Source organism: Rhizobium sp. SG741, from assembly GCF_012275435.1.
Classification (GTDB): domain Bacteria; phylum Pseudomonadota; class Alphaproteobacteria; order Rhizobiales; family Rhizobiaceae; genus Rhizobium; species Rhizobium lusitanum.
Genome location: NZ_JAAZQP010000008.1, coordinates 306927 through 324557, shown reverse-complemented (window position 1 = coordinate 324557; position 17631 = coordinate 306927). Strand labels below are relative to the sequence as shown.

Annotated in this window: 15 protein-coding genes and 3 tRNA genes; 7 read left to right on the top strand and 11 right to left on the bottom strand. The window is 59.9% G+C overall.

All coding sequences use genetic code 11. From position 1 onward, the window contains the following. Both FHT29_RS21785 and FHT29_RS21780 read right to left on the bottom strand, forming a co-directional pair. Positions 1-551: GTP-binding protein (locus tag FHT29_RS21785; RefSeq protein WP_168600122.1), on the bottom strand; the 551-nt coding region annotated here is incomplete at its 3' end. A gap of 406 nt (positions 552-957) precedes the next feature. Then, complete coding sequence (locus tag FHT29_RS21780) at positions 958-1380, bottom strand: DUF3597 domain-containing protein (protein ID WP_168600121.1); 423 nt, start codon at positions 1378-1380, stop codon at positions 958-960. Positions 1381-1506: 126 nt separating this feature from the next. On the opposite strand from FHT29_RS21780, the gene FHT29_RS21775 reads away from it, so the two are divergent. Beyond that, positions 1507-1647, top strand: coding sequence for a hypothetical protein (locus tag FHT29_RS21775; RefSeq protein ID WP_244655133.1), 141 nt, complete (start codon positions 1507-1509; stop codon positions 1645-1647). A gap of 41 nt (positions 1648-1688) precedes the next feature. Here the strand turns inward: FHT29_RS21775 and FHT29_RS21770 are convergent. Together FHT29_RS21770 and FHT29_RS21765 are read right to left on the bottom strand one after the other, a co-directional pair. Beyond that, positions 1689-1762, bottom strand: a tRNA-Gly gene (locus FHT29_RS21770). A 26-nt stretch (positions 1763-1788) separates the two neighbouring features. Next, positions 1789-1873, bottom strand: a tRNA-Tyr gene (locus tag FHT29_RS21765). Positions 1874-2072: 199 nt separating this feature from the next. Here FHT29_RS21765 and rlmB point away from each other — a divergent pair. From rlmB to FHT29_RS21750, 3 genes are all read left to right on the top strand, one after another. Then, the gene (rlmB, locus tag FHT29_RS21760; RefSeq protein ID WP_037201299.1) at positions 2073-2981 is read left to right on the top strand and encodes a 23S rRNA (guanosine(2251)-2'-O)-methyltransferase RlmB; all 909 of its coding nucleotides are present in this window, start codon (positions 2073-2075) and stop codon (positions 2979-2981) included. Positions 2982-3020: 39 nt separating this feature from the next. Continuing rightward, complete coding sequence (locus tag FHT29_RS21755; RefSeq protein ID WP_047553408.1) at positions 3021-3719, top strand: protease inhibitor Inh/omp19 family protein; 699 nt, start codon at positions 3021-3023, stop codon at positions 3717-3719. A gap of 111 nt (positions 3720-3830) precedes the next feature. Next, positions 3831-4625 (top strand): class I SAM-dependent methyltransferase, encoded by a 795-nt coding sequence (locus FHT29_RS21750; RefSeq protein ID WP_037201304.1) that lies wholly within the window; start codon positions 3831-3833, stop codon positions 4623-4625. 11 nt (positions 4626-4636) lie between these two features. Here the strand turns inward: FHT29_RS21750 and FHT29_RS21745 are convergent, their stop codons facing one another. The 3 genes from FHT29_RS21745 to FHT29_RS21735 all read right to left on the bottom strand — a co-directional run bounded on the left by FHT29_RS21745 (position 4637) and on the right by FHT29_RS21735 (position 5553). Beyond that, positions 4637-4930, bottom strand: coding sequence for a hypothetical protein (locus FHT29_RS21745; protein ID WP_168600120.1), 294 nt, complete (start codon positions 4928-4930; stop codon positions 4637-4639). Positions 4931-5076: 146 nt separating this feature from the next. After that, the gene (locus FHT29_RS21740; RefSeq protein ID WP_037201307.1) at positions 5077-5346 is read right to left on the bottom strand and encodes a hypothetical protein; all 270 of its coding nucleotides are present in this window, start codon (positions 5344-5346) and stop codon (positions 5077-5079) included. 131 nt (positions 5347-5477) lie between these two features. After that, positions 5478-5553, bottom strand: a tRNA-Thr gene (locus FHT29_RS21735). A gap of 168 nt (positions 5554-5721) precedes the next feature. Between FHT29_RS21735 and FHT29_RS21730 the strand changes: the two genes are divergently transcribed. Next, entirely contained in the window at positions 5722-6495 is a 774-nt protein-coding gene (locus FHT29_RS21730) for an NAD kinase (protein WP_037201309.1), read from the top strand. Between the two features lie 69 nt (positions 6496-6564). Here the strand turns inward: FHT29_RS21730 and prfB are convergent. The 3 genes from prfB to FHT29_RS21715 all read right to left on the bottom strand — a co-directional run bounded on the left by prfB (position 6565) and on the right by FHT29_RS21715 (position 11716). Then, positions 6565-7696 (bottom strand): peptide chain release factor 2 gene (gene prfB / locus FHT29_RS21725; protein WP_112442694.1). Its coding sequence is split into 2 segments (ribosomal slippage): positions 6565-7626 and positions 7628-7696, totalling 1131 coding nucleotides; the frame shifts between segments, so codons are not numbered across the junction. Between the two features lie 126 nt (positions 7697-7822). Beyond that, positions 7823-10282 (bottom strand): penicillin-binding protein 1A, encoded by a 2460-nt coding sequence (locus FHT29_RS21720; RefSeq protein ID WP_168600119.1) that lies wholly within the window; start codon positions 10280-10282, stop codon positions 7823-7825. A 258-nt stretch (positions 10283-10540) separates the two neighbouring features. Continuing rightward, on the bottom strand, positions 10541-11716 hold the full coding sequence (locus FHT29_RS21715) for an N-acetylmuramoyl-L-alanine amidase (RefSeq protein WP_246703071.1): 1176 nt from the start codon (positions 11714-11716) through the stop codon (positions 10541-10543). 716 nt (positions 11717-12432) lie between these two features. Between FHT29_RS21715 and FHT29_RS21710 the strand changes: the two genes are divergently transcribed. Further along, positions 12433-15333, top strand: a complete 2901-nt coding sequence (locus FHT29_RS21710; RefSeq protein ID WP_168600118.1) for a ribonuclease E/G — start codon at positions 12433-12435, stop codon at positions 15331-15333. A 159-nt stretch (positions 15334-15492) separates the two neighbouring features. Here the strand turns inward: FHT29_RS21710 and FHT29_RS21705 are convergent, their stop codons facing one another. After that, positions 15493-16650 (bottom strand): aminotransferase class I/II-fold pyridoxal phosphate-dependent enzyme, encoded by a 1158-nt coding sequence (locus FHT29_RS21705; protein WP_047553404.1) that lies wholly within the window; start codon positions 16648-16650, stop codon positions 15493-15495. A gap of 209 nt (positions 16651-16859) precedes the next feature. Here FHT29_RS21705 and FHT29_RS21700 point away from each other — a divergent pair, with 209 nt between their 5' ends. Next, a complete protein-coding gene (locus FHT29_RS21700; RefSeq protein ID WP_047553199.1) occupies positions 16860-17627 on the top strand; it encodes a DsbA family protein in 768 nt (255 codons plus the stop codon). Positions 17628-17631: the final 4 nt, after the last annotated feature.

The window sequence follows — 17631 nt, the reverse complement described above, 5'->3', positions numbered from 1 at the left end:
TCTTCGCCGATCTTCTTGTCCGAATCTTCAAGTGCTGCCAGAGCCGAACCCTTGACCACCGGAATGTCGTCGCCCGGGAAGTCGTAGGACGACAGCAGTTCGCGAACTTCGAGCTCGACCAGCTCCAGAAGCTCGGCGTCGTCAACCTGGTCGACCTTGTTCAGGAACACGACGATTGCCGGAACGCCAACCTGGCGAGCAAGCAGGATGTGCTCGCGCGTCTGCGGCATCGGGCCGTCGGCAGCCGAGCAAACCAGGATCGCGCCGTCCATCTGGGCGGCACCGGTGATCATGTTCTTCACATAGTCGGCGTGGCCGGGGCAGTCGACGTGCGCATAGTGACGGGCCGGCGTCTCGTATTCGACGTGAGCCGTCGAGATCGTGATGCCACGTGCCTTTTCTTCCGGGGCAGCGTCGATCTGGTCATACGCCTTGTACTCGCCGAAGTACTTCGTGATCGCTGCCGTCAGAGACGTCTTGCCGTGGTCAACGTGCCCAATCGTACCAATGTTAACGTGCGGCTTATTGCGCTCAAACTTACTCTTTGCCATTTGAATGCTTCCTATGAACGTAATGAGTGACCCCGGCGAACCGGTTTAGTGCCGCCGTTTAAGGCTTTCGTCGCGTTTGCGCAAGACTTAATTGCAGGGCCTATTCCGGGCGAAGCCTGGTCGATGACGCGGGATCCGCAGCCCTCGATATTCATTCGCCGCCCAAGGTTCGCCGGCCGATCCGGAAAGGTATAAAAGCGTTTGCCGGTTCAATGGCTTAGATAGGCACGCGCCGGAATGAATTCCAGTGCCGGATGCAGGAATGGAAGCATTCATCGGGTAACGCCACTCATCAATGCAAAGCGCCCTCTCCCGGTGGGAAAGGGCGCAGAGCAATCAGGCGACGACAAATCGTCGTCTATAACGATCGATGTCCGGTGCAGTCAGCACCGAAGCCCGGCGCCTGTCAGTCGAGAAGCTCGGCCGGCACCTTGCCGCCATTGTCCGCGAGCTTCTTCAGAAGCGCCTTGTGGAGAAATATGTTCATCTTGGCGGAATCGCCAGCATCACCGGTATAACCCAGTTCCTGCGCCAGCTCCTTGCGCTCCGAAAGGCTGGCGTCCATGCCGAGCGCCTTCATCAGATCGACGATCGAATGTTTCCAGTCGAGCTTCTGGCCACTCTTCTTGACGGCCGCATCGAGGATCAATGCGATATCGACCGGAGCGGCCGGCGCGCTGGTCGCGGGCGATGTTGCTGCCGTGGTCGCTGAAGGAGCCGGCGTCGGCGCAGGGGCCGGGTTGGCGGTTGCCGCTGTGGTCTGCGTCGGTGCCGGAGCAGCCTTTGCCTCTCCCCAGATTGCACCCTTGATCTTGTCGAAAATACCCATTTCCGTTCTCCCGTTTCGGTTGCCTGAGCAATATCTAACGCTCGCGTTGATATAAGCAACCCTTCATGTCAACTGTGCAAAGACGGGTGAGCGCGGGAGACCGACCCTCACGATTCCCGGGCCAAGGTGATACGCATTACCGCAGCCGGGGCGGCGGCACAGCGCGCCATCGTGGCTGTCGAGACCGCCGACGCGGAATTTTTCGGGCCGGTGGACGAGGCACAACTCGCCGGTCTGCTGCGGCAAATTGCCGGCGAGATCCGCTAAGGCAATAAGTACCTGTCCGAATGACTAAAAATTTCGGGACTTGGAGCGGGTAGCGGGAATCGAACCCGCGTATTCAGCTTGGAAGGCTGCTGCTCTACCATTGAGCTATACCCGCGCGGGTGGTCAAGATCCTGTGCGGAATGGTGGAGGGAGTTGGATTTGAACCAACGTAGGCTGAGCCAACGGATTTACAGTCCGTCCCCTTTAACCACTCGGGCATCCCTCCAGTATTCCGACTGGATCTTGCGACCAAGTTTGCTCGACCGTGGCGTCGCCGCCGTGATCTGCGCCGCGTATATGACCGGACGACTTCCGTCTGTCAACATAAGGAATTGCCAAAAATGACGAAAAAATTTCAGCCTGTGAGAAAAGCGCGGCGGCGAAAGAGGGCTATGCGCCCGGGAAGGCGCTGGTTATAAAGCCGCATGAGCAAAGACAAAACATCCGGCCGCTCCGGCCCCGATACCACCACCGACGACAAGTCGGCCAAGGACACGCATTACGCCACCCTGCGTCGCGCACATCGCGATGCCAAGCGCGAGCGCGGCGAAATCCCGACGCCACAGCCGCAGAAGCGAAAGCGGCCCGGCGCGGATGATTGGAAGCCTCCGGCGCTCGCGCCCGATCAGGTCCTTCTTTACGGCCTGCATACGGTTCGGGCCGCCCTTGCCAATCCCGAGCGCAAGAACATCAAGCTGTCGACGACGCAGAATGCGCTGGTGCGGCTGGAGGTGGGCCCGGTCGACGCGCTTGGCATTCCCGTTGAGATCGTCTCACCGCAGGATATCGACAAGGTGCTGGGCCCTGAAGCAATCCACCAGGGTGTAATGCTGGAAACGCGCCCCCTGCCCGTGCGCCGCCTCGAGGCGCTGAAGGACAGCCCGCTGCTGCTGGTTCTCGACCAGGTGACCGACCCGCACAACGTCGGAGCGATCATGCGCTCGGCCGTAGCCTTCGATGCGGGGGCCGTGATCACCACCCAGCGCCACAGCCCGACCGAATCAGGTGTGCTGGCAAAATCCGCCTCGGGCGCGCTCGAACTCATACCTTATATACAGATCACCAATCTCGCCGATGCGCTCAGTGAGCTGCATCGCCTCGGATTCACCACCATCGGCCTTGATTCGGAAGGACCCGCGCCGCTGGAGGGTACCTTCAGCGGCAATAAGGTCGCCCTGGTGCTCGGCTCCGAGGGCAAGGGACTGCGCCAGAAAACGCGGGAAACGGTAAACGCCCTGGCGCGGCTCGACATGCCGGGCGCGATCAAATCGCTCAATGTCTCGAACGCAGCTGCGATCGCGCTCTATGCGGCGCGGTCCTATCTGAAAATCTAGCGGCACTGCGGCTGCCGCAGCAAGTTGGGGGAATTTGCTTTGATCCGAATTCTTGGCCTTACGGCGCTCTCCGCCGCCCTTGTTCTCACAATCGGTCAGCCGGCACGCGCAGTTGACGACGAACTCGTCAAGGCTCAAGCCGGCGCATGGCTGGTTGCGCCCGAAAACGGCGCCAAAGGCTGCCGCCTTACCTTCGAGACCCGCGCGATCTCCGGCGGCTACGCCATAAGCGGGGCGGAAGCCTGCGCGGCGGCCCTGCCCGCGCTCTCCAAGGCAAGCGCCTGGAATTTCACCGATGACGGTGCGCTCACTATCGTCGATGCCGCAGCGAAGGCGCTCATCCGGTTTCAGCAGGAAGAAGGCTCCCCTTGGGAGAGCGACGCAGGCGATCCCACATGGCTGTTGCCGGCGCTCGACAACGTCGATCACGTGCCGACCGTCGCAAGCCTTGCCGGAGCGTGGCGCATCCAGCGGCCGGACGGCAAACCGGTCTGCGACATCACGCTGACCACGGACAAGGATCCGGACGGCACCGCCAAGATGTCACCTAGCGGGGACTGCGCAAGCGAGATCGGCGATCTCAAGCTTTCGCTCTGGGCAACCGAAGGCTTCGGCCTGGTGATGCTCGGCAATGACGGCTCCTCGCTTTCCTTCGATATGAAGCCGGACGGCAGTTTCCAGAAATCCGACGAAGAGGAAGGCGAGCCGCTGTTGCTGGTGCGCAAACAGGGCGGCTGAACGCCTGAAAACGCGCCATGGGTTGACCTCCCGGAAATGTGACTATGTGTTATGGAACCAGCTCAAAGGCTGGAAACGATTGTCACATAACGCAGGGTTGGTGCGGCGCGCATGGTACTACCGAATATCCGAAAGTTCATTTTCCACGATCTACGCAGCGTGGAGGGATATATCGATCCGCCCGATGCGCTTGTTTATCTTTCACTCCTGGAATGGCAAAACCAGAACGATCTTGATGGCGGCATCGCGGAAATAGGCATCTATTTCGGCCGCTCCTATTTTCTGCTGAAGAAGATTGCAGGGCCTGACGCCAGCGTGCTCGGCATCGACCTCTTCGATATTGGAGATACGGCGGACGGCATCTCCGAGCAGTATCGCCTCTTTCTCGAAAACGGAGACAGGCTCGGCCTGCCCGTGGACGAGGAACTGCTCGTTGTCGGCGACAGCGCGGACGTATCGCCAAGTGATATCGTCGACAAAGTCGGCGCGGTGCGCTTCTTCAGCGTCGATGGCGGCCACAGCCTGTCCAATTTGGTCAGCGATAGCAGCCTGGCGAAGGACACCCTCGCCGATCACGGCGTCATTATCTTTGACGACACCTTCAATCCCGCCTGGCCGGAAGTGACAGTCGGGGTCGCCGATTTCCTCCGCGAGAACGACGAGATCTTCTCCGCCTTCTGCATGACCAAATACAAGACCTATGTCTGTCGGCGGGAATTTCACGACCTCTATCGCGCAGCCATAGAACAGGCGCCGCACCTCGGAGCCTTCGAATTGGCGGAAACGCATTTTCTGGGGTCCGACGCCGTGCGCCTGCACAATCCCTTCAGCCGGCGTCTTCTCTACGAGCTCATGACCCGTTCCGGCATGGGTGCCATTTCCGAACGCGCCTATCGCTGCCATTAGAGCGGCAATGTTCAGCGAAGGGCAATCGGCGTCACGTGCCAAGCCGATTGCCGCCAGAGCGATCTTTGGGTAACCGGACATCCCTCCTGCAGCTTCGACCACGAGGTGACATTGAGGTTCATCTCGCATTGCGCGAGATAGCTCTTGCCGCCCACGGTCATGCAGGCGACCTCGCCGACCGCATGCTGCTTACCATCCGTATTCTTGCAGTAGCAATTCTCGCCGGCCAACGCCGACACGCTGGTAATCACCGCGATCGCAACAAGCGGCAATCCCAAGACGACATACCCCGATGTCTTGCGCATGAACATATCCTCACCCGCCACTGACGAGATGAGTGTATGCCTATTGCAAACATTGTAAATGAGCCCGCATTTTAAGGCATTGGCCCAATGAAGCCCCGGCGGAGAGCCGAGGCGCAATTTGAAGCCGGCAGAGCCGCTGGGGCCTGCTAGTGAACCGCCGGATCCGCTTCGTCGAAAAATGACCTGATGCCATCGCGTGCAATCGTTGCCAGGAATTCGTCGAAAGCTTCACGGTCAGTCGCGAAGGGCTCCTCCCATTCGATCAGATCCTCTTCCGGCGTGATGACTTCCATCCGCCAGTCGGCATTGCTGCCGGCCGGACGAAAGATATCGACCAAAACGGTCACATCGTCATCGGTGAACTCACCCGAGAGCTCGGAGTGTTCGAGTTTAGGCTTCTTGGGCTTGAGGGTCATGTTTTTCCAAGGACACGATGTTGTTGATGATCGTTGCGAACGTCCCGAAGGCGTCGGCATCTACATATTGGTCTGCTGCCGCCGGTTTTCCATACCAGCGATAACACGGCCACCATATTCTTGAAAAGATCTGGTGCCCCCGGCAGGGTTCGAACCCGCGACCCCCTGATTACAAATCAGGTGCTCTACCAACTGAGCTACAAGGGCACATCGGCATGCCAAGTAGCAGATTTTGATTTCCTGTAAAGAGAAAATCGGCCGCCTTCCTCATGATCCCTCGCACAAGAGCGGATTGGGGATTCACCAGTCTTTACAAAACGTCTTGTCGCATAGGGGGAATATCATTACGTAGTACGATCATTAAAAGGACATTGCATGTCGCGTAGTTTTCAATCTGTTTGTTTTCTCGCCTCAACTGCGCCGGAAGCATTGGAGGCACAGGAAGAGCTGATTCGCCTCTATGGCCAGACGCCGCAGCAGGAAGCGGATGTCGTCGTGGCGCTCGGCGGCGACGGCTTCATGCTCCAGACGCTGCACAAGACGATGAATTCCGGCAAGCGCGTCTATGGCATGAATCGCGGCTCCATCGGCTTCCTGATGAACGACTACCGCACGGATTGCCTGGCGGAGCGCATTGACGCAGCTGTGGAAAATGCTTTTCATCCGCTGCAGATGAGCACCCGTAACGAGGATGGCAGCACTTCGGTCGCGCTTGCCATCAACGAGGTGTCGCTTTTTCGCCAATCCTATCAGGCGGCGAAGCTCAAGGTCGAGATCGATGGACATGTGCGCCTGCCGGAGCTGATCTGCGACGGCTTGATGGTCACGACGCCTGCTGGCTCCACAGCCTACAATCTTTCGGCGCACGGCCCCATTCTTCCACTTGAAGCGCCGCTGCTTGCCATGACGCCCGTCAGCGCCTTCCGCCCCCGCCGCTGGCGCGGCGCTCTCTTGCCGAACAAGGTGTCGATCGACATCACCGTGCTGGAGCCGGAAAAAAGACCGGTCAACGCCGTTGCCGACAATGCCGAGGTCAAATCGGTACTGAGCGTGCGAATCGCCCAGACCGAGGACACGACCGCGCGCATCCTTTCCGATCCGGATCGCTCCTGGTCGGAGCGGATACTTGCGGAACAATTTTCGGATTGAAGCCCATGGCATGGCCACATGAAAAAAGCCCCGTTTCCGGGGCTTTTGGTTATCTCGGCATATTTGAGGTTACTCGACGTCGTCGACAACCGCATCTGCCGCGCCGCTGATGCGGTGCGCGAGAGCGGCTTCCATGAACTCATTGAGATCACCGTCCAGCACATCGCTGGGAGCCGTGCTGGCGACGCCGGTGCGCAGATCCTTGACGAGCTGATAGGGCTGCAGGACGTAGGACCGGATCTGGTGACCCCAGCCGATATCGGTCTTCGAAGCAGCTTCGGCATTGGCAGCCTCTTCCCGCTTCATCAGCTCCGCCTCGTACATGCGGGCGCGCAGCATGTCCCACGCCTTTGCGCGGTTCTTGTGCTGTGAGCGTTCCTGCTGGCACTGCACGACGATACCCGTCGGGATATGGGTGATGCGCACGGCCGAGTCGGTGGTGTTGACGTGCTGGCCGCCGGCGCCGGACGAACGGTAGGTGTCGATGCGGCAGTCGCTTTCGTTAATGTCGATCTGGATCGAGTCGTCGACGACGGGGTAAACCCAGATCGACGAGAAAGACGTGTGACGACGTGCGTTGCTGTCATAGGGTGAGATGCGGACCAGGCGGTGAACGCCCGATTCGGTCTTCAGCCAACCATAGGCATTGTGGCCCTTGACCAGAAGCGTTGCCGACTTGATGCCGGCTTCTTCGCCGTCATGGACTTCGAGCAGTTCCACCTTGAAACGCTGGCGTTCGGCCCAGCGGGTGTACATGCGCAGCAGCATGTTCGCCCAGTCCTGGCTCTCGGTGCCGCCGGCGCCCGAATGGACTTCGACATAAGTATCGTTGGAATCGGCCTCGCCCGAGAGCATAGCCTCCACCTGCCGGCGCGCAGCTTCCGCTTTCAGGCTCTTGAGAGCCTCTTCGGCTTCGCGGACGACGTCGTCATCGCCCTCTTCCTCGCCAAGCGCGATCAGGTCGATATTGTCGTTAAGCTGCTGTTCGAGCGCACGTACGCCGCTGATTCCATCATCGAGATGCTGGCGCTCGCGCATGAGTTTCTGCGCTTCGGCAGCATCGTTCCAGAGGGTCGGGTCCTCTGACTTGTTGTTCAACCAGTCCAGTCGTCTTACCGCCTGGTCCCAGTCAAAGATGCCTCCTCAGCAGGCTTATGGCCTGCTTGGTTTCGTCGACTATTTTCTCGATTTCCGCTCGCATAATCCTGCTTCTTTATTCGGCGGTTCGATGTGAACCGTTGTTCAATTCAAAGAATGCTGGTGACATAGATATACATGCCGCGGGTGTAAAGCCCTGCGGCATGATGATCGGACAAATAGGATGGGATCAGAAGAGGCCGCCCGACCCGGAGGTAACAGCCTGGTTCGCCTGCGGCGACGTCCTCAGAATTTCCTCTGGCGCAACCTGCGCAGCCTCGCCGCCACCAATGACCGTCAAGCTCGTAGCCGGGCCGGTGCCGGGCTTGAAGGCTTCCATGATGGCGCTCGGATCGCCTGGTTCCGCCGCCATACCGGTCGCGCGATTGACAGCCATCATCGTCATGCCAGCCGGAACCTGGAATTTCTCCGGCGCCTCATCCTTCGTGGCAGCCTGCATGAATTCGTTGAAGATCGGCGCGGCAAGCCCGCTGCCGGTGCCACCCCTGCCGAGCGTGGCGGGGGTGTCGTAACCGACATACAGGCCGGCGACGAGGCTTGGCGTGAAGCCAACGAACCAAGAATCCTTTTCATCGTTGGTCGTACCGGTCTTGCCGGCGACATCGGTGTTGAGCTTGATCTTGCCGGCCGCCGTACCGCGGATAATGACGCCCTGCATCATCGACGTGACCTGATAGGCGGTCATCGGATCGAGCACCTGCTCGCGATTGTCGGCGATCACAGGTTCGTCCTGATTTTGCCAGGCGCTGACATTGCAGCTGTCGCAGACGCGCTCCTCATGTTTGAAGATGGTCTTGCCGTAGCGGTCCTGAATGCGGTCGATCAGCGTCGGCTTGATCTGCTTGCCGCCGTTGGCAATGACCGAATAGGCCGAGACCATGCGCAGCACCGTCGTCTCGCCGGCGCCCAGCGACATGGCGAGAACGGGATTCATATGATCGTAGATCCCGAAGCGCTCGGCATATTCAGCGACGAGCGGCATGCCCATGTCGGCGGCGAGACGAACCGTCATCAGGTTGCGGGAATGTTCGATGGCGAAGCGCAGCGTGTGGACGCCCCCGCCCTCGCCTTCATAGTTTGTCGGTTTCCAGACATCCCCATTGCTGAGGGTGATTTGCAGCGGGTCATCGAGAATGACCGAGGCCGGCGTATAGCCGTTGTCCATTGCCGCCGCGTAGACGAAGGGCTTGAACGACGAGCCCGGCTGACGTTTTGCCTGGGTTGCACGGTTGAACTCGGATTGCGCGTAAGAGAAGCCGCCGACCATGGCGAGCACACGGCCCGTATGCGGATCCATGACGACCAGGCCACCCTGCACCTTCGGCGGCTGGCGCAAGCGATAGATGCTGGAATCGGCACCACCGGTTTTCTGCACGAAAATCACATCACCCGCGCTCAGCACGCCGCTGGGTGATTTCACAGCCTTGCCGCCGGCCGAGCGGAAAGCCCAGCGCATGTCGGCTGCCGCGATCGTGCCGCGCCTGCGATCCGTCGAAACCTTGCCGCCAGCATCGACGCTCGGCTGCAAACCGATATCGACGGCCTGATCGGACACGGAGAGTACGACGGCGACCTGCCATTCGGGAACGTCGCTCAAGGTCGGGACCTTGGCAAGCTCGACGCCCCAATCCTGCGACGTCGTGATCTGCTTGATCGGGCCGCGATAGCCGCGGCGCTCGTCATAATCGACGAGACCATCCTGCAAAGCCTTGCGCGCTTCCAGCTGCATCTGCGGATCGAGCGAGGTGCGAACCGAGAGACCGCCTTCATAAAGGGTCTTTTCGCCATATTGGTCGATCAATTGCCGGCGCACTTCTTCGGCAAAATAGTCCGAGGCAAACAGCGACGGACCGCTCTTTGGCGGTACGACGCCGAGCGGCTGCTTCTTGGCGTCCTCGCCATCGCTCTGGCTGACATAACCATTCTCCACCATGCGGTCGATCACCCAATTGCGGCGGGTGATCGCTGCCTCCGGACGGCGGAACGGATTGTAGTTGGAAGGACCCTTGGGGAGCGACGCGAGATAGGCCGCTTCGGCGATGGTCAGCTCGTTGACGGACTTGTCGAAATAGGTGAGCGAAGCGCCGGCGATGCCATAGGAATTGAGGCCGAAGTAGATCTCGTTGAGGTAGAGCTCGAGGATCTTGTCCTTGCTATAGGCCTGCTCGATGCGGAACGACAGAATCGCTTCCTTGATCTTGCGGTCGAAGGTCTGGTCTGCGGACAGCAGGAAGTTCTTGGCGACCTGCTGCGTGATGGTCGACGCGCCGACGAAGCGGCGGCCGGAGCCGATGTTCTGCAGGTTCACCACAACGGCGCGTGCCAGGCCGCCGACGTCGACGCCGGGATGATTGTAGAAATTCTTGTCTTCAGCGGAGAGGAAGGCGGCCTTGACGCGGTCAGGTATAGCCTGAATCGGCACGAAAAGTCTGTTCTCCCGCGAATATTCCTTCATCAGCGCGCCGTTGCCGGCATGAATGCGGGTCGTCACCGGAGGCGCATATTTCGCAAGCACTTCGTAGTCGGGAAGTTCCTTGGAAACGACGCTCAGATAGATAGCCGCAGCCGCGGCAGCACCCAGAAACAGGAGGCAGCCCAGCCCAAAGAAATATCCAATCAGTCTGATCATGTGATACTACCGGTGCTTGTTCTTCATGCGGCATATGCGCGAGATCATCGCATAACCACGGGCGTTTTGCACGCCCGCGGTGTTAATGCAAGACGGCGGCGAGACAAAGCCGTGTGCGACCCGCGGACGAACGATACTTTGCTGTAAAGGCGGGAATGTGAGCAAAATAGGGCTTGTCTCCGGTATTCCCAGTTTCATTAGGCGCTAATAATAGCAGCTGTTACATGGAAGCCACGTACGACCGGATGCATGACGCGGCTAGCCACCATTTGCGATGATCGATACGCGATATTGCTTCACGGCCTCTGTCAGCCGATCGGCCACCTTTTGCCGCCAGTCGAGATCGAGCAGCAATTTCTCGTCGTCCTTGTTGGAGAGAAAGCCCAGTTCGAGCAGAATGGACGGAACGTCCGGCGCCTGCAGCACGCGGAAGCCGGCGTGGCGATGCGGATTATTGATCGTGGAGACCTGCCCATTGAACGAGGACAACACATCCTGCGCCAGTGAGATGGAGAAGGCCTGCGTCTCCCGCCGGGTCAAGTCCATCAGGATGTCGGTAACGGCGGGCGGCTGAGCCTGCGTGTCGGCGGCGGCGATCTGATCGGAATTGTTTTCGCGGTCGGCCACTTCGCCGGCGAGCCTGTCCGAAGCCTTGTCGGAGATCGTATAAACAGTCGCGCCGCGAATATCCTTCTGCTTGAGCGTATCGGCATGAAGGGAAATGAAAAGCGAGGCGTGATTCTGGCGGGCGATGGTCACCCGTTCCGACAGCGACAGATACTGATCCTTGTCGCGTACGAGAAACGCCTTGATGCCGGGCTGGGCATTCAGCTTGTCGGCGAACATCTTTGCGAAGGCGAGCGTGATGTCCTTTTCCTGCGTGACGCCATCGCTGCCGGTCGCACCGGCGTCGATGCCGCCGTGGCCGGCATCGACAGCCACAAGAAAGGTATTCGGATCGGCTTTTTGCGTCGATTCGACAGGGCCGACATCCTTTGCCGTATCATCGCTCGTCCAGCTCTGCTCTTTCACAAGCTCGGCGAATTGCTCGGCGGGCAGCATTTCGGCGTCGAGCACGAGGCGGCTGCCCTTACCGTCTTCATTGGCCTGCACCTTGGCCATGACCAGCTTCACGGGCTTTTTCGCCGTCAGAACGATTCGGGCGCTGTCTGCGTCCATCGTCCCGTAACGAATATCCTTGAAGAGACCGGCCGCCTTCAAATCCGCAGCCGGAAAACCGAAGGCAGTCGCCGGGAGATCGACCACGACGCGAACCGGATTGTCGAGATAATGAACCGAAAAGGTCGGCTCGCGATCCATGTCGATCACGATGCGCGTGCGGGCATCGTCGCCGGCGATACGGGCGCCAAAGGCCAGCACGGGATCGGCCGCCGCATTCGTCGCCGCGAACGGCAAAAACGCTGCCAGCATCATGAGGGCGAAGGTCGCCATCGCAAGTCGCAAAGCCCTCACGCCAGTCTCCGCCGCATGCCGCAATCCCTTTAACACGTGTCCAACGCGCCCCATATTGGTTTCGACGTTATTTTTGAAGTCCCATAACGGGAACCAAGTGTGACATGATGGCGCCGCCCGGCGATACGCCGGGAGAAGAATCAGAAGACACCCTCCTTCATTCTCATCATCCGACGAATCCATCAATATTATGGCATACTTGGCTTTTCCCTTGCTATTGTGACAGATAAAACATACAACGCATATTAGGGTAGAAGTGTTGACGGGATAGAGTCGCCGCAAAGGCAGCCGCCTCGAGTACCAGGCGCCATAAGCGGCAGTCATCCGCCGTCTACAAGAGCTTCTGCTCCAACAGTGGATATCTGAATTTTCAGCCTCAGGCGGGAAATTCATCGGTGGAGAGCCACCAAACGCTCTTTAGAGAGCAAATTCATCGGACCCGGTTGGGTCTAAGGCATAGTTGATCTCGCTTGGTTACGGATGTTACCGCAGCAGCTTTTTCAGGAAGTGAACAGACCCCAGGGAAGTAATGCCCCGGCTGCCGTCTGGATGCTGTCATCGCCGTACAACCAATCGCGACTTTCATTATCCGGTGCAGCAACGGCGGATCGCGTCCGGCTTGTCCCAGCGACAGGCAGGCCCCCATCCGGTTGCCCGCGCCGAGGAGCACAGCTTTCATGGCAGACAAAATGCTTATCGATGCGTCTCACGAGGAAGAGACGCGCGTCGTTGTCGTTCGCGGGAACCGCATAGAAGAATTTGACTTCGAGTCGCAGCACAAGAAGCAGATACGCGGCAACATCTATCTCGCAAAAGTAACGAGGGTCGAGCCCTCGCTTCAGGCCGCGTTCGTTGATTATGGCGGCAATCGCCATGGCTTCCTCGCCTTCGCCGAAATTCACCCTGATTATTACCAGATCCCTCTCGCCGACCGGCAAGCGCTGCTGAAGGCCGAAGCAGAGGAACATCGCCGCGACGACGATGTCGAGCATGTGGAAACGGCGCTCGACCTCTCCCAGCAGGAGCAGCCGGATGTCGGCATCCTTGCGAAAGACGGCAACGACAACGCTGTACCTGCCGCGATCGCCGAAGAGGCCCCTGCCGCCGAGGCAATCGCCACCCCTCAGGAAGAGGCTCCGGCAAAGAAGACCAAGCCTCGCCGCAGCCGCAAGAAGCCGGTCGCGACCGCTCCGTCTGACGAGACTGCCGCCGAGGCAACGACTGCCGTCGATGCACCGAGCGAAGAAGAGGAAGGTCCGTCAGGCGAAATGGCCGCGATGGTCGAAACCGATTCGATCTCCGAAAATGTCGACCTTTCCAAGCGCCGCAGCGACGATGACGACGATGATGATCACGACCATGAAGAGGAAGTGATCGAATCCGTCGGCGCCGAAGACGCTATGGAAGAGGTTCCGGACCGCGTGCAGCGCAAGCCGCGCAAGCAGTACCGCATCCAGGAAGTCATCAAGCGCCGGCAGATCCTGCTGGTGCAGGTTGCCAAGGAAGAACGCGGCAACAAGGGTGCGGCGCTGACCACCTATCTCTCGCTCGCAGGTCGCTATTCGGTTCTGATGCCGAACACGGCGCGCGGAGGCGGCATCTCCCGCAAGATCACCAATCCGCAGGATCGCAAGCGTCTCAAGGAAATCGCCAAGCTGCTCGAAGTGCCGCTGGGCATGGGTGTCATCCTGCGTACCGCCGGTGCCAACCGCACCAAGGTCGAGGTCAAGCGCGACTTCGAATATCTGATGCGCCTGTGGGAAAACGTCCGCACGCTGACGCTCGCTTCGACCGCCCCCTGCCTCGTCTATGAAGAAGGCAGCCTTATCAAGCGCTCGATCCGCGACCTCTACAACAAGGATATCAGCGAAGTCATCGTCTCCGGTGAGGAAGGCTATCGTGAAGCGAAAGACTTCATGAAGATGCTGATGCCGAGCCACGCCAAGGTGGTTCAGCCCTATCGCGACATCCATCCGATCTTCTCGCGCTCCGGCATCGAGGCACAGCTCGACCGCATGCTGCAGCCGCAGGTCACGCTGAAGTCCGGCGGCTACCTGATCATGAACCAGACGGAAGCTCTGGTTTCGATCGACGTCAACTCCGGCCGCTCGACCCGCGAACATTCGATCGAGGATACGGCGCTTCAGACGAACCTCGAGGCAGCCGATGAAGTCGCCCGTCAGCTTCGTCTGCGCGACCTTGCCGGCCTGATCGTCATCGACTTCATCGACATGGAAGAAAAGCGCAACAATCGCGCCGTCGAGAAGAAGCTGAAGGAATGCCTGAAGAACGACCGCGCCCGCATCCAGGTCGGCCGCATCTCGCATTTCGGCCTGCTGGAAATGTCGCGCCAGCGCATCCGCGCATCGGTTCTCGAAAGCACCACGCAGATCTGCTCGCATTGCGGTGGCACCGGCCATGTGCGCTCGCAGTCCTCTGTCGCGCTGCATGTCCTGCGCGGCATCGAGGAATACCTGCTCAAGAACACGACGCACGACATCGTCGTGCGCACGACGCCGGACATTGCGCTCTACCTGCTCAATCACAAGCGCCAGACGATCACCGATTACGAAAGCCGCTTCGGCGTTTCCATCGTCATCGGCGCCGACAATGCCGTGGGCACGCAGCACTTCGCGATTGACCGCGGCGAGCCGGTGGCCAATCCGGTGAAGATCGAGAGCCTGTTCAACTTCGCCGCCATTCCGGAGGACGATGACGACGATATCGTCATCGAGGCCGATGAGGATGAAGACGAGGAGCTGGAAGAAAAGGCTGCAAGCGTCGAGCAGCAGCCTGCCGCCCGCTCCGAAAACAATGATGGCAACCGCAAGCGCAAGCGCCGCCGCCGTCGTCGCGGTCGCAGCGGCGATGCCCAGACAGCCTCCGAATCAACCTCCGACACCTCTATGGAAGATGGCAATGAGGAAGGGGATGAAGGCGACGAAGACGACAACGTCGGCAATACCGAAATCTCCGCCGTGTCCGGCAGCGACGACGCGCAGCAGAAGCGCAAGCGCCGCCGCCGCGGCAAGCGTGGCGGCCGCCGCAATCGCGATGGCGAGGGCAATGAATTGGCTGCCGGCGACGAAGCCGGTTCCGACGAAGGCGCTGATCATCAGGATGACGGCGAAAGCGATGTTGCTGTGACCGTCGCCGAAATCGTCGTTGCCGAAGGCGAAGCCGCCGTCGAAGGCCAGCCGGCCATGGCAGCCGTCGAGACGGCGTCCGTCGTCACCGAGGACGTGAAGCCCGCCAAGAGCCGCAGCCGTCGCAAGCCGAAGGCGGAAGCATCGCCAGTCGAAGCACCAGTCGTCGAAGCGGCACCTGCAACTGATACCGAAGCCGAGACGGTGGCCGAAATTGTCGCCGATCTCGACCGCCCCGTAGAACCCGAACCGGCAGCTGCGGCGGAATCCGAAACAGCCGCGGCCAAGCCGGCACGCGCCAACCGCGAGTCGAACGTCTCGTCCTCCGAGCCGGTGGTCAAATCCACCCGCACCAACGAGGGCGGTGATGGTGACGGCGATCCGACCAAGCCGAAGAAGGCTGGTTGGTGGCAGCGCCGCGGTTTCTTCTGAGCGTTGCTGTTTGGGAAGAATTGATCAAAAAACCGGCCGTGGTGACGCGGCCGGTTTTTTGTTTCTGCAGATCGCCAGGTTTAAGGCTCATGCTTGGAAACGGTGCTCACGCCCGCGCAACCACATTCGCAGACTGGCGCAACACATTGATCCGGTAGCCTATTTCAGCCAGGCCGCCATGCGTTCAACCGCCTCCTCGATCTCGGCATTCGAGCCGGCATAGGAGATCCGCATCGCGCGATGCCCGTCGTCCGGGTCGAAATCGAGACCGGGCGTGGCGGCGACGTTGATTTCGGCGAGCATCTTGCGGGCGAAGATCATGCTGTCATTGGTGAAGCGGCCGACATCGACGTAGGCGTAGAAAGCGCCATCCATCGGAGAAGCGATACGGAAGCCGATTTCGGGCAGACGCCGCATCAGGAAATCGCGGTTGCGCCCATAGCTTTCGCGATAGACATCGAGTTCGGCGCCTGCGCCAAGCGCTGCCTCTGCAGCGATCTGGGACAGTTCCGGCGCGGAGATATATAGGCTCTGGGCGACACGCTCGATGGGGCGCACCAACCGCTCCGGCAGCACCATCCAGCCGATGCGCCAGCCGGTCATGCAATAATATTTCGAGAAGGAGTTGATGACGATCGCTTCGTCGGTCAGTTCCAGCGCACTCGTCTCTTCGCCGACGAAAGTGAGCCCGTGATAGATCTCGTCGGAAATGAAGGCGATGGAACGATCGGCGCAATAATCGGCGAGCGCCTTCAGCGCCGCCCTGCCCGTGACGGTGCCTGTGGGATTGGCGGGGCTTGCAAGCAGCACCCCCTTCAACCGCTTGCCGCTCACCGCCTGTGCCGCCTCCAGGCTTTCCGGCGTCAGCGTGAACTGCGTCTCCTCGGTCACCGGCACCTCCAGCACATCGAGCCCCAATGCCGCGAGGATATTGCGATAGGCGGGATAGCCAGGGCGAGCGATGGCGACGCTGTCGCCCGCATCAAACAGGGTCAGGAAGGCAAGATTGAAGCCAGCCGACGAGCCGGTGGTGATGGCGATGCGCTTCGGATCGACCGACAGGCCGTGACGGGTCTGGTAGTGCGCGGAGAGCGCCTGGCGCAGCGCCAGCGTCCCAAGCGCGTCCGTATAGCCGATGCGGCCGTGGCCGAGTGCCGCGCGCGCCGCCTCAAGCGCCGCCTGGGGCGCCGGATGGGACGGCTGTCCCACAGCCATCGAAATGACGGGATGGCCGGCCTGACGCCGAAGCGTCGCCTCGGCCAGCACATCCATGGCGTGGAAGGGTTCGACATCGCTGCGCTTGGATAAGGAAAACAAGATCAATTCTCTCTCGGATCGGATCGCGGTGCGACATTTGCCGCAATAATGGTTCATTCACAATCCCGCGATTGCGGCTTCGTCGCGAAAATTCCTGTTTCTGGAAGCAAGCTTGCGCCGTAAGTTGCTGATCCGTATTTGCGGAAGTTGACCCGACGATGCTATGCCGCATCCGAGAAAGTCTCCGCATAGATCCAAACGAGGACCCAATGACCTTTTCTTTCAAAAGCCTGCTGACGGTTGCGGCGATTGCCCTCACAGCGTCCTTCGCCACAATCCAGCCCGCCGCCGCGCTGGACGATCAGCAGAAAAAGGAAATCGGGGAATTCATCAAGGAATACCTCGTCGAACATCCGGAAGTCTTGCTCGATGCGCAGGCCGCGCTCGAGAAGAAGCAGGAGGCGGCCCGCCTCGCCCAGTCGTCCCAAGTGATCGCTCAGAACAAGGACGCGATCTTCAACTCCAAGGATGATATCGCGATCGGCAATCCGAAGGGCAGCATCACCGTGGTGGAGTTCTTCGACTACAACTGCACCTATTGCCGCCATGCGCTCGGCGACATGGACACGCTGCTGAAGCAGGACAAGGACGTGCGTTTCGTGCTCAAGGAATTCCCGATCCTCGGGGCGGACTCGGTCGCCGCGTCGCGGGTTTCCGATGCATTCCGCAAGCTTTCGCCTGAAAAATATGCCGAATTCCATCACACGCTGCTGAGCAGCGACGGCCGCGCCTCGGAGGACAGCGCCATTGAAGTTGCCGCCTCGCTTGGCGTCAAAGAAGCAGCCATCCGCGCGGAAATGGCAAAGAGCCCGAACAACGATATGATCAAGGCGACCTACCAGCTTGCCACCGATCTCAACGTCACGGGCACGCCCGCCTATGTCATTGGCAACGAAACCATTTCCGGCGCAATCGGGCTCGAAGCCATTCAGCAGAAGATTGCCAATGTCCGCAGCTGCGGCAAGACCACCTGCTGACGAT

Excerpts from the sequence above, each read along its gene's own strand:
- FHT29_RS21720 (WP_168600119.1), bottom strand. The coding sequence starts at position 10,282 with ATGATCAGACTGATTGGATATTTCTTTGGGCTGGGCTGCCTCCTGTTT.
- FHT29_RS21745 (WP_168600120.1), bottom strand. The coding sequence starts at position 4,930 with ATGCGCAAGACATCGGGGTATGTCGTCTTGGGATTGCCGCTTGTTGCG.
- FHT29_RS21750 (WP_037201304.1), top strand. The coding sequence starts at position 3,831 with ATGGTACTACCGAATATCCGAAAGTTCATTTTCCACGATCTACGCAGC.
- FHT29_RS21710 (WP_168600118.1), top strand. The coding sequence starts at position 12,433 with ATGGCAGACAAAATGCTTATCGATGCGTCTCACGAGGAAGAGACGCGC.
- FHT29_RS21740 (WP_037201307.1), bottom strand. The coding sequence starts at position 5,346 with ATGACCCTCAAGCCCAAGAAGCCTAAACTCGAACACTCCGAGCTCTCG.
- FHT29_RS21730 (WP_037201309.1), top strand. The coding sequence starts at position 5,722 with ATGTCGCGTAGTTTTCAATCTGTTTGTTTTCTCGCCTCAACTGCGCCG.
- FHT29_RS21715 (WP_246703071.1), bottom strand. The coding sequence starts at position 11,716 with ATGATGCTGGCAGCGTTTTTGCCGTTCGCGGCGACGAATGCGGCGGCC.
- FHT29_RS21700 (WP_047553199.1), top strand. The coding sequence starts at position 16,860 with ATGACCTTTTCTTTCAAAAGCCTGCTGACGGTTGCGGCGATTGCCCTC.
- FHT29_RS21780 (WP_168600121.1), bottom strand. The coding sequence starts at position 1,380 with ATGGGTATTTTCGACAAGATCAAGGGTGCAATCTGGGGAGAGGCAAAG.
- rlmB (WP_037201299.1), top strand. The coding sequence starts at position 2,073 with ATGAGCAAAGACAAAACATCCGGCCGCTCCGGCCCCGATACCACCACC.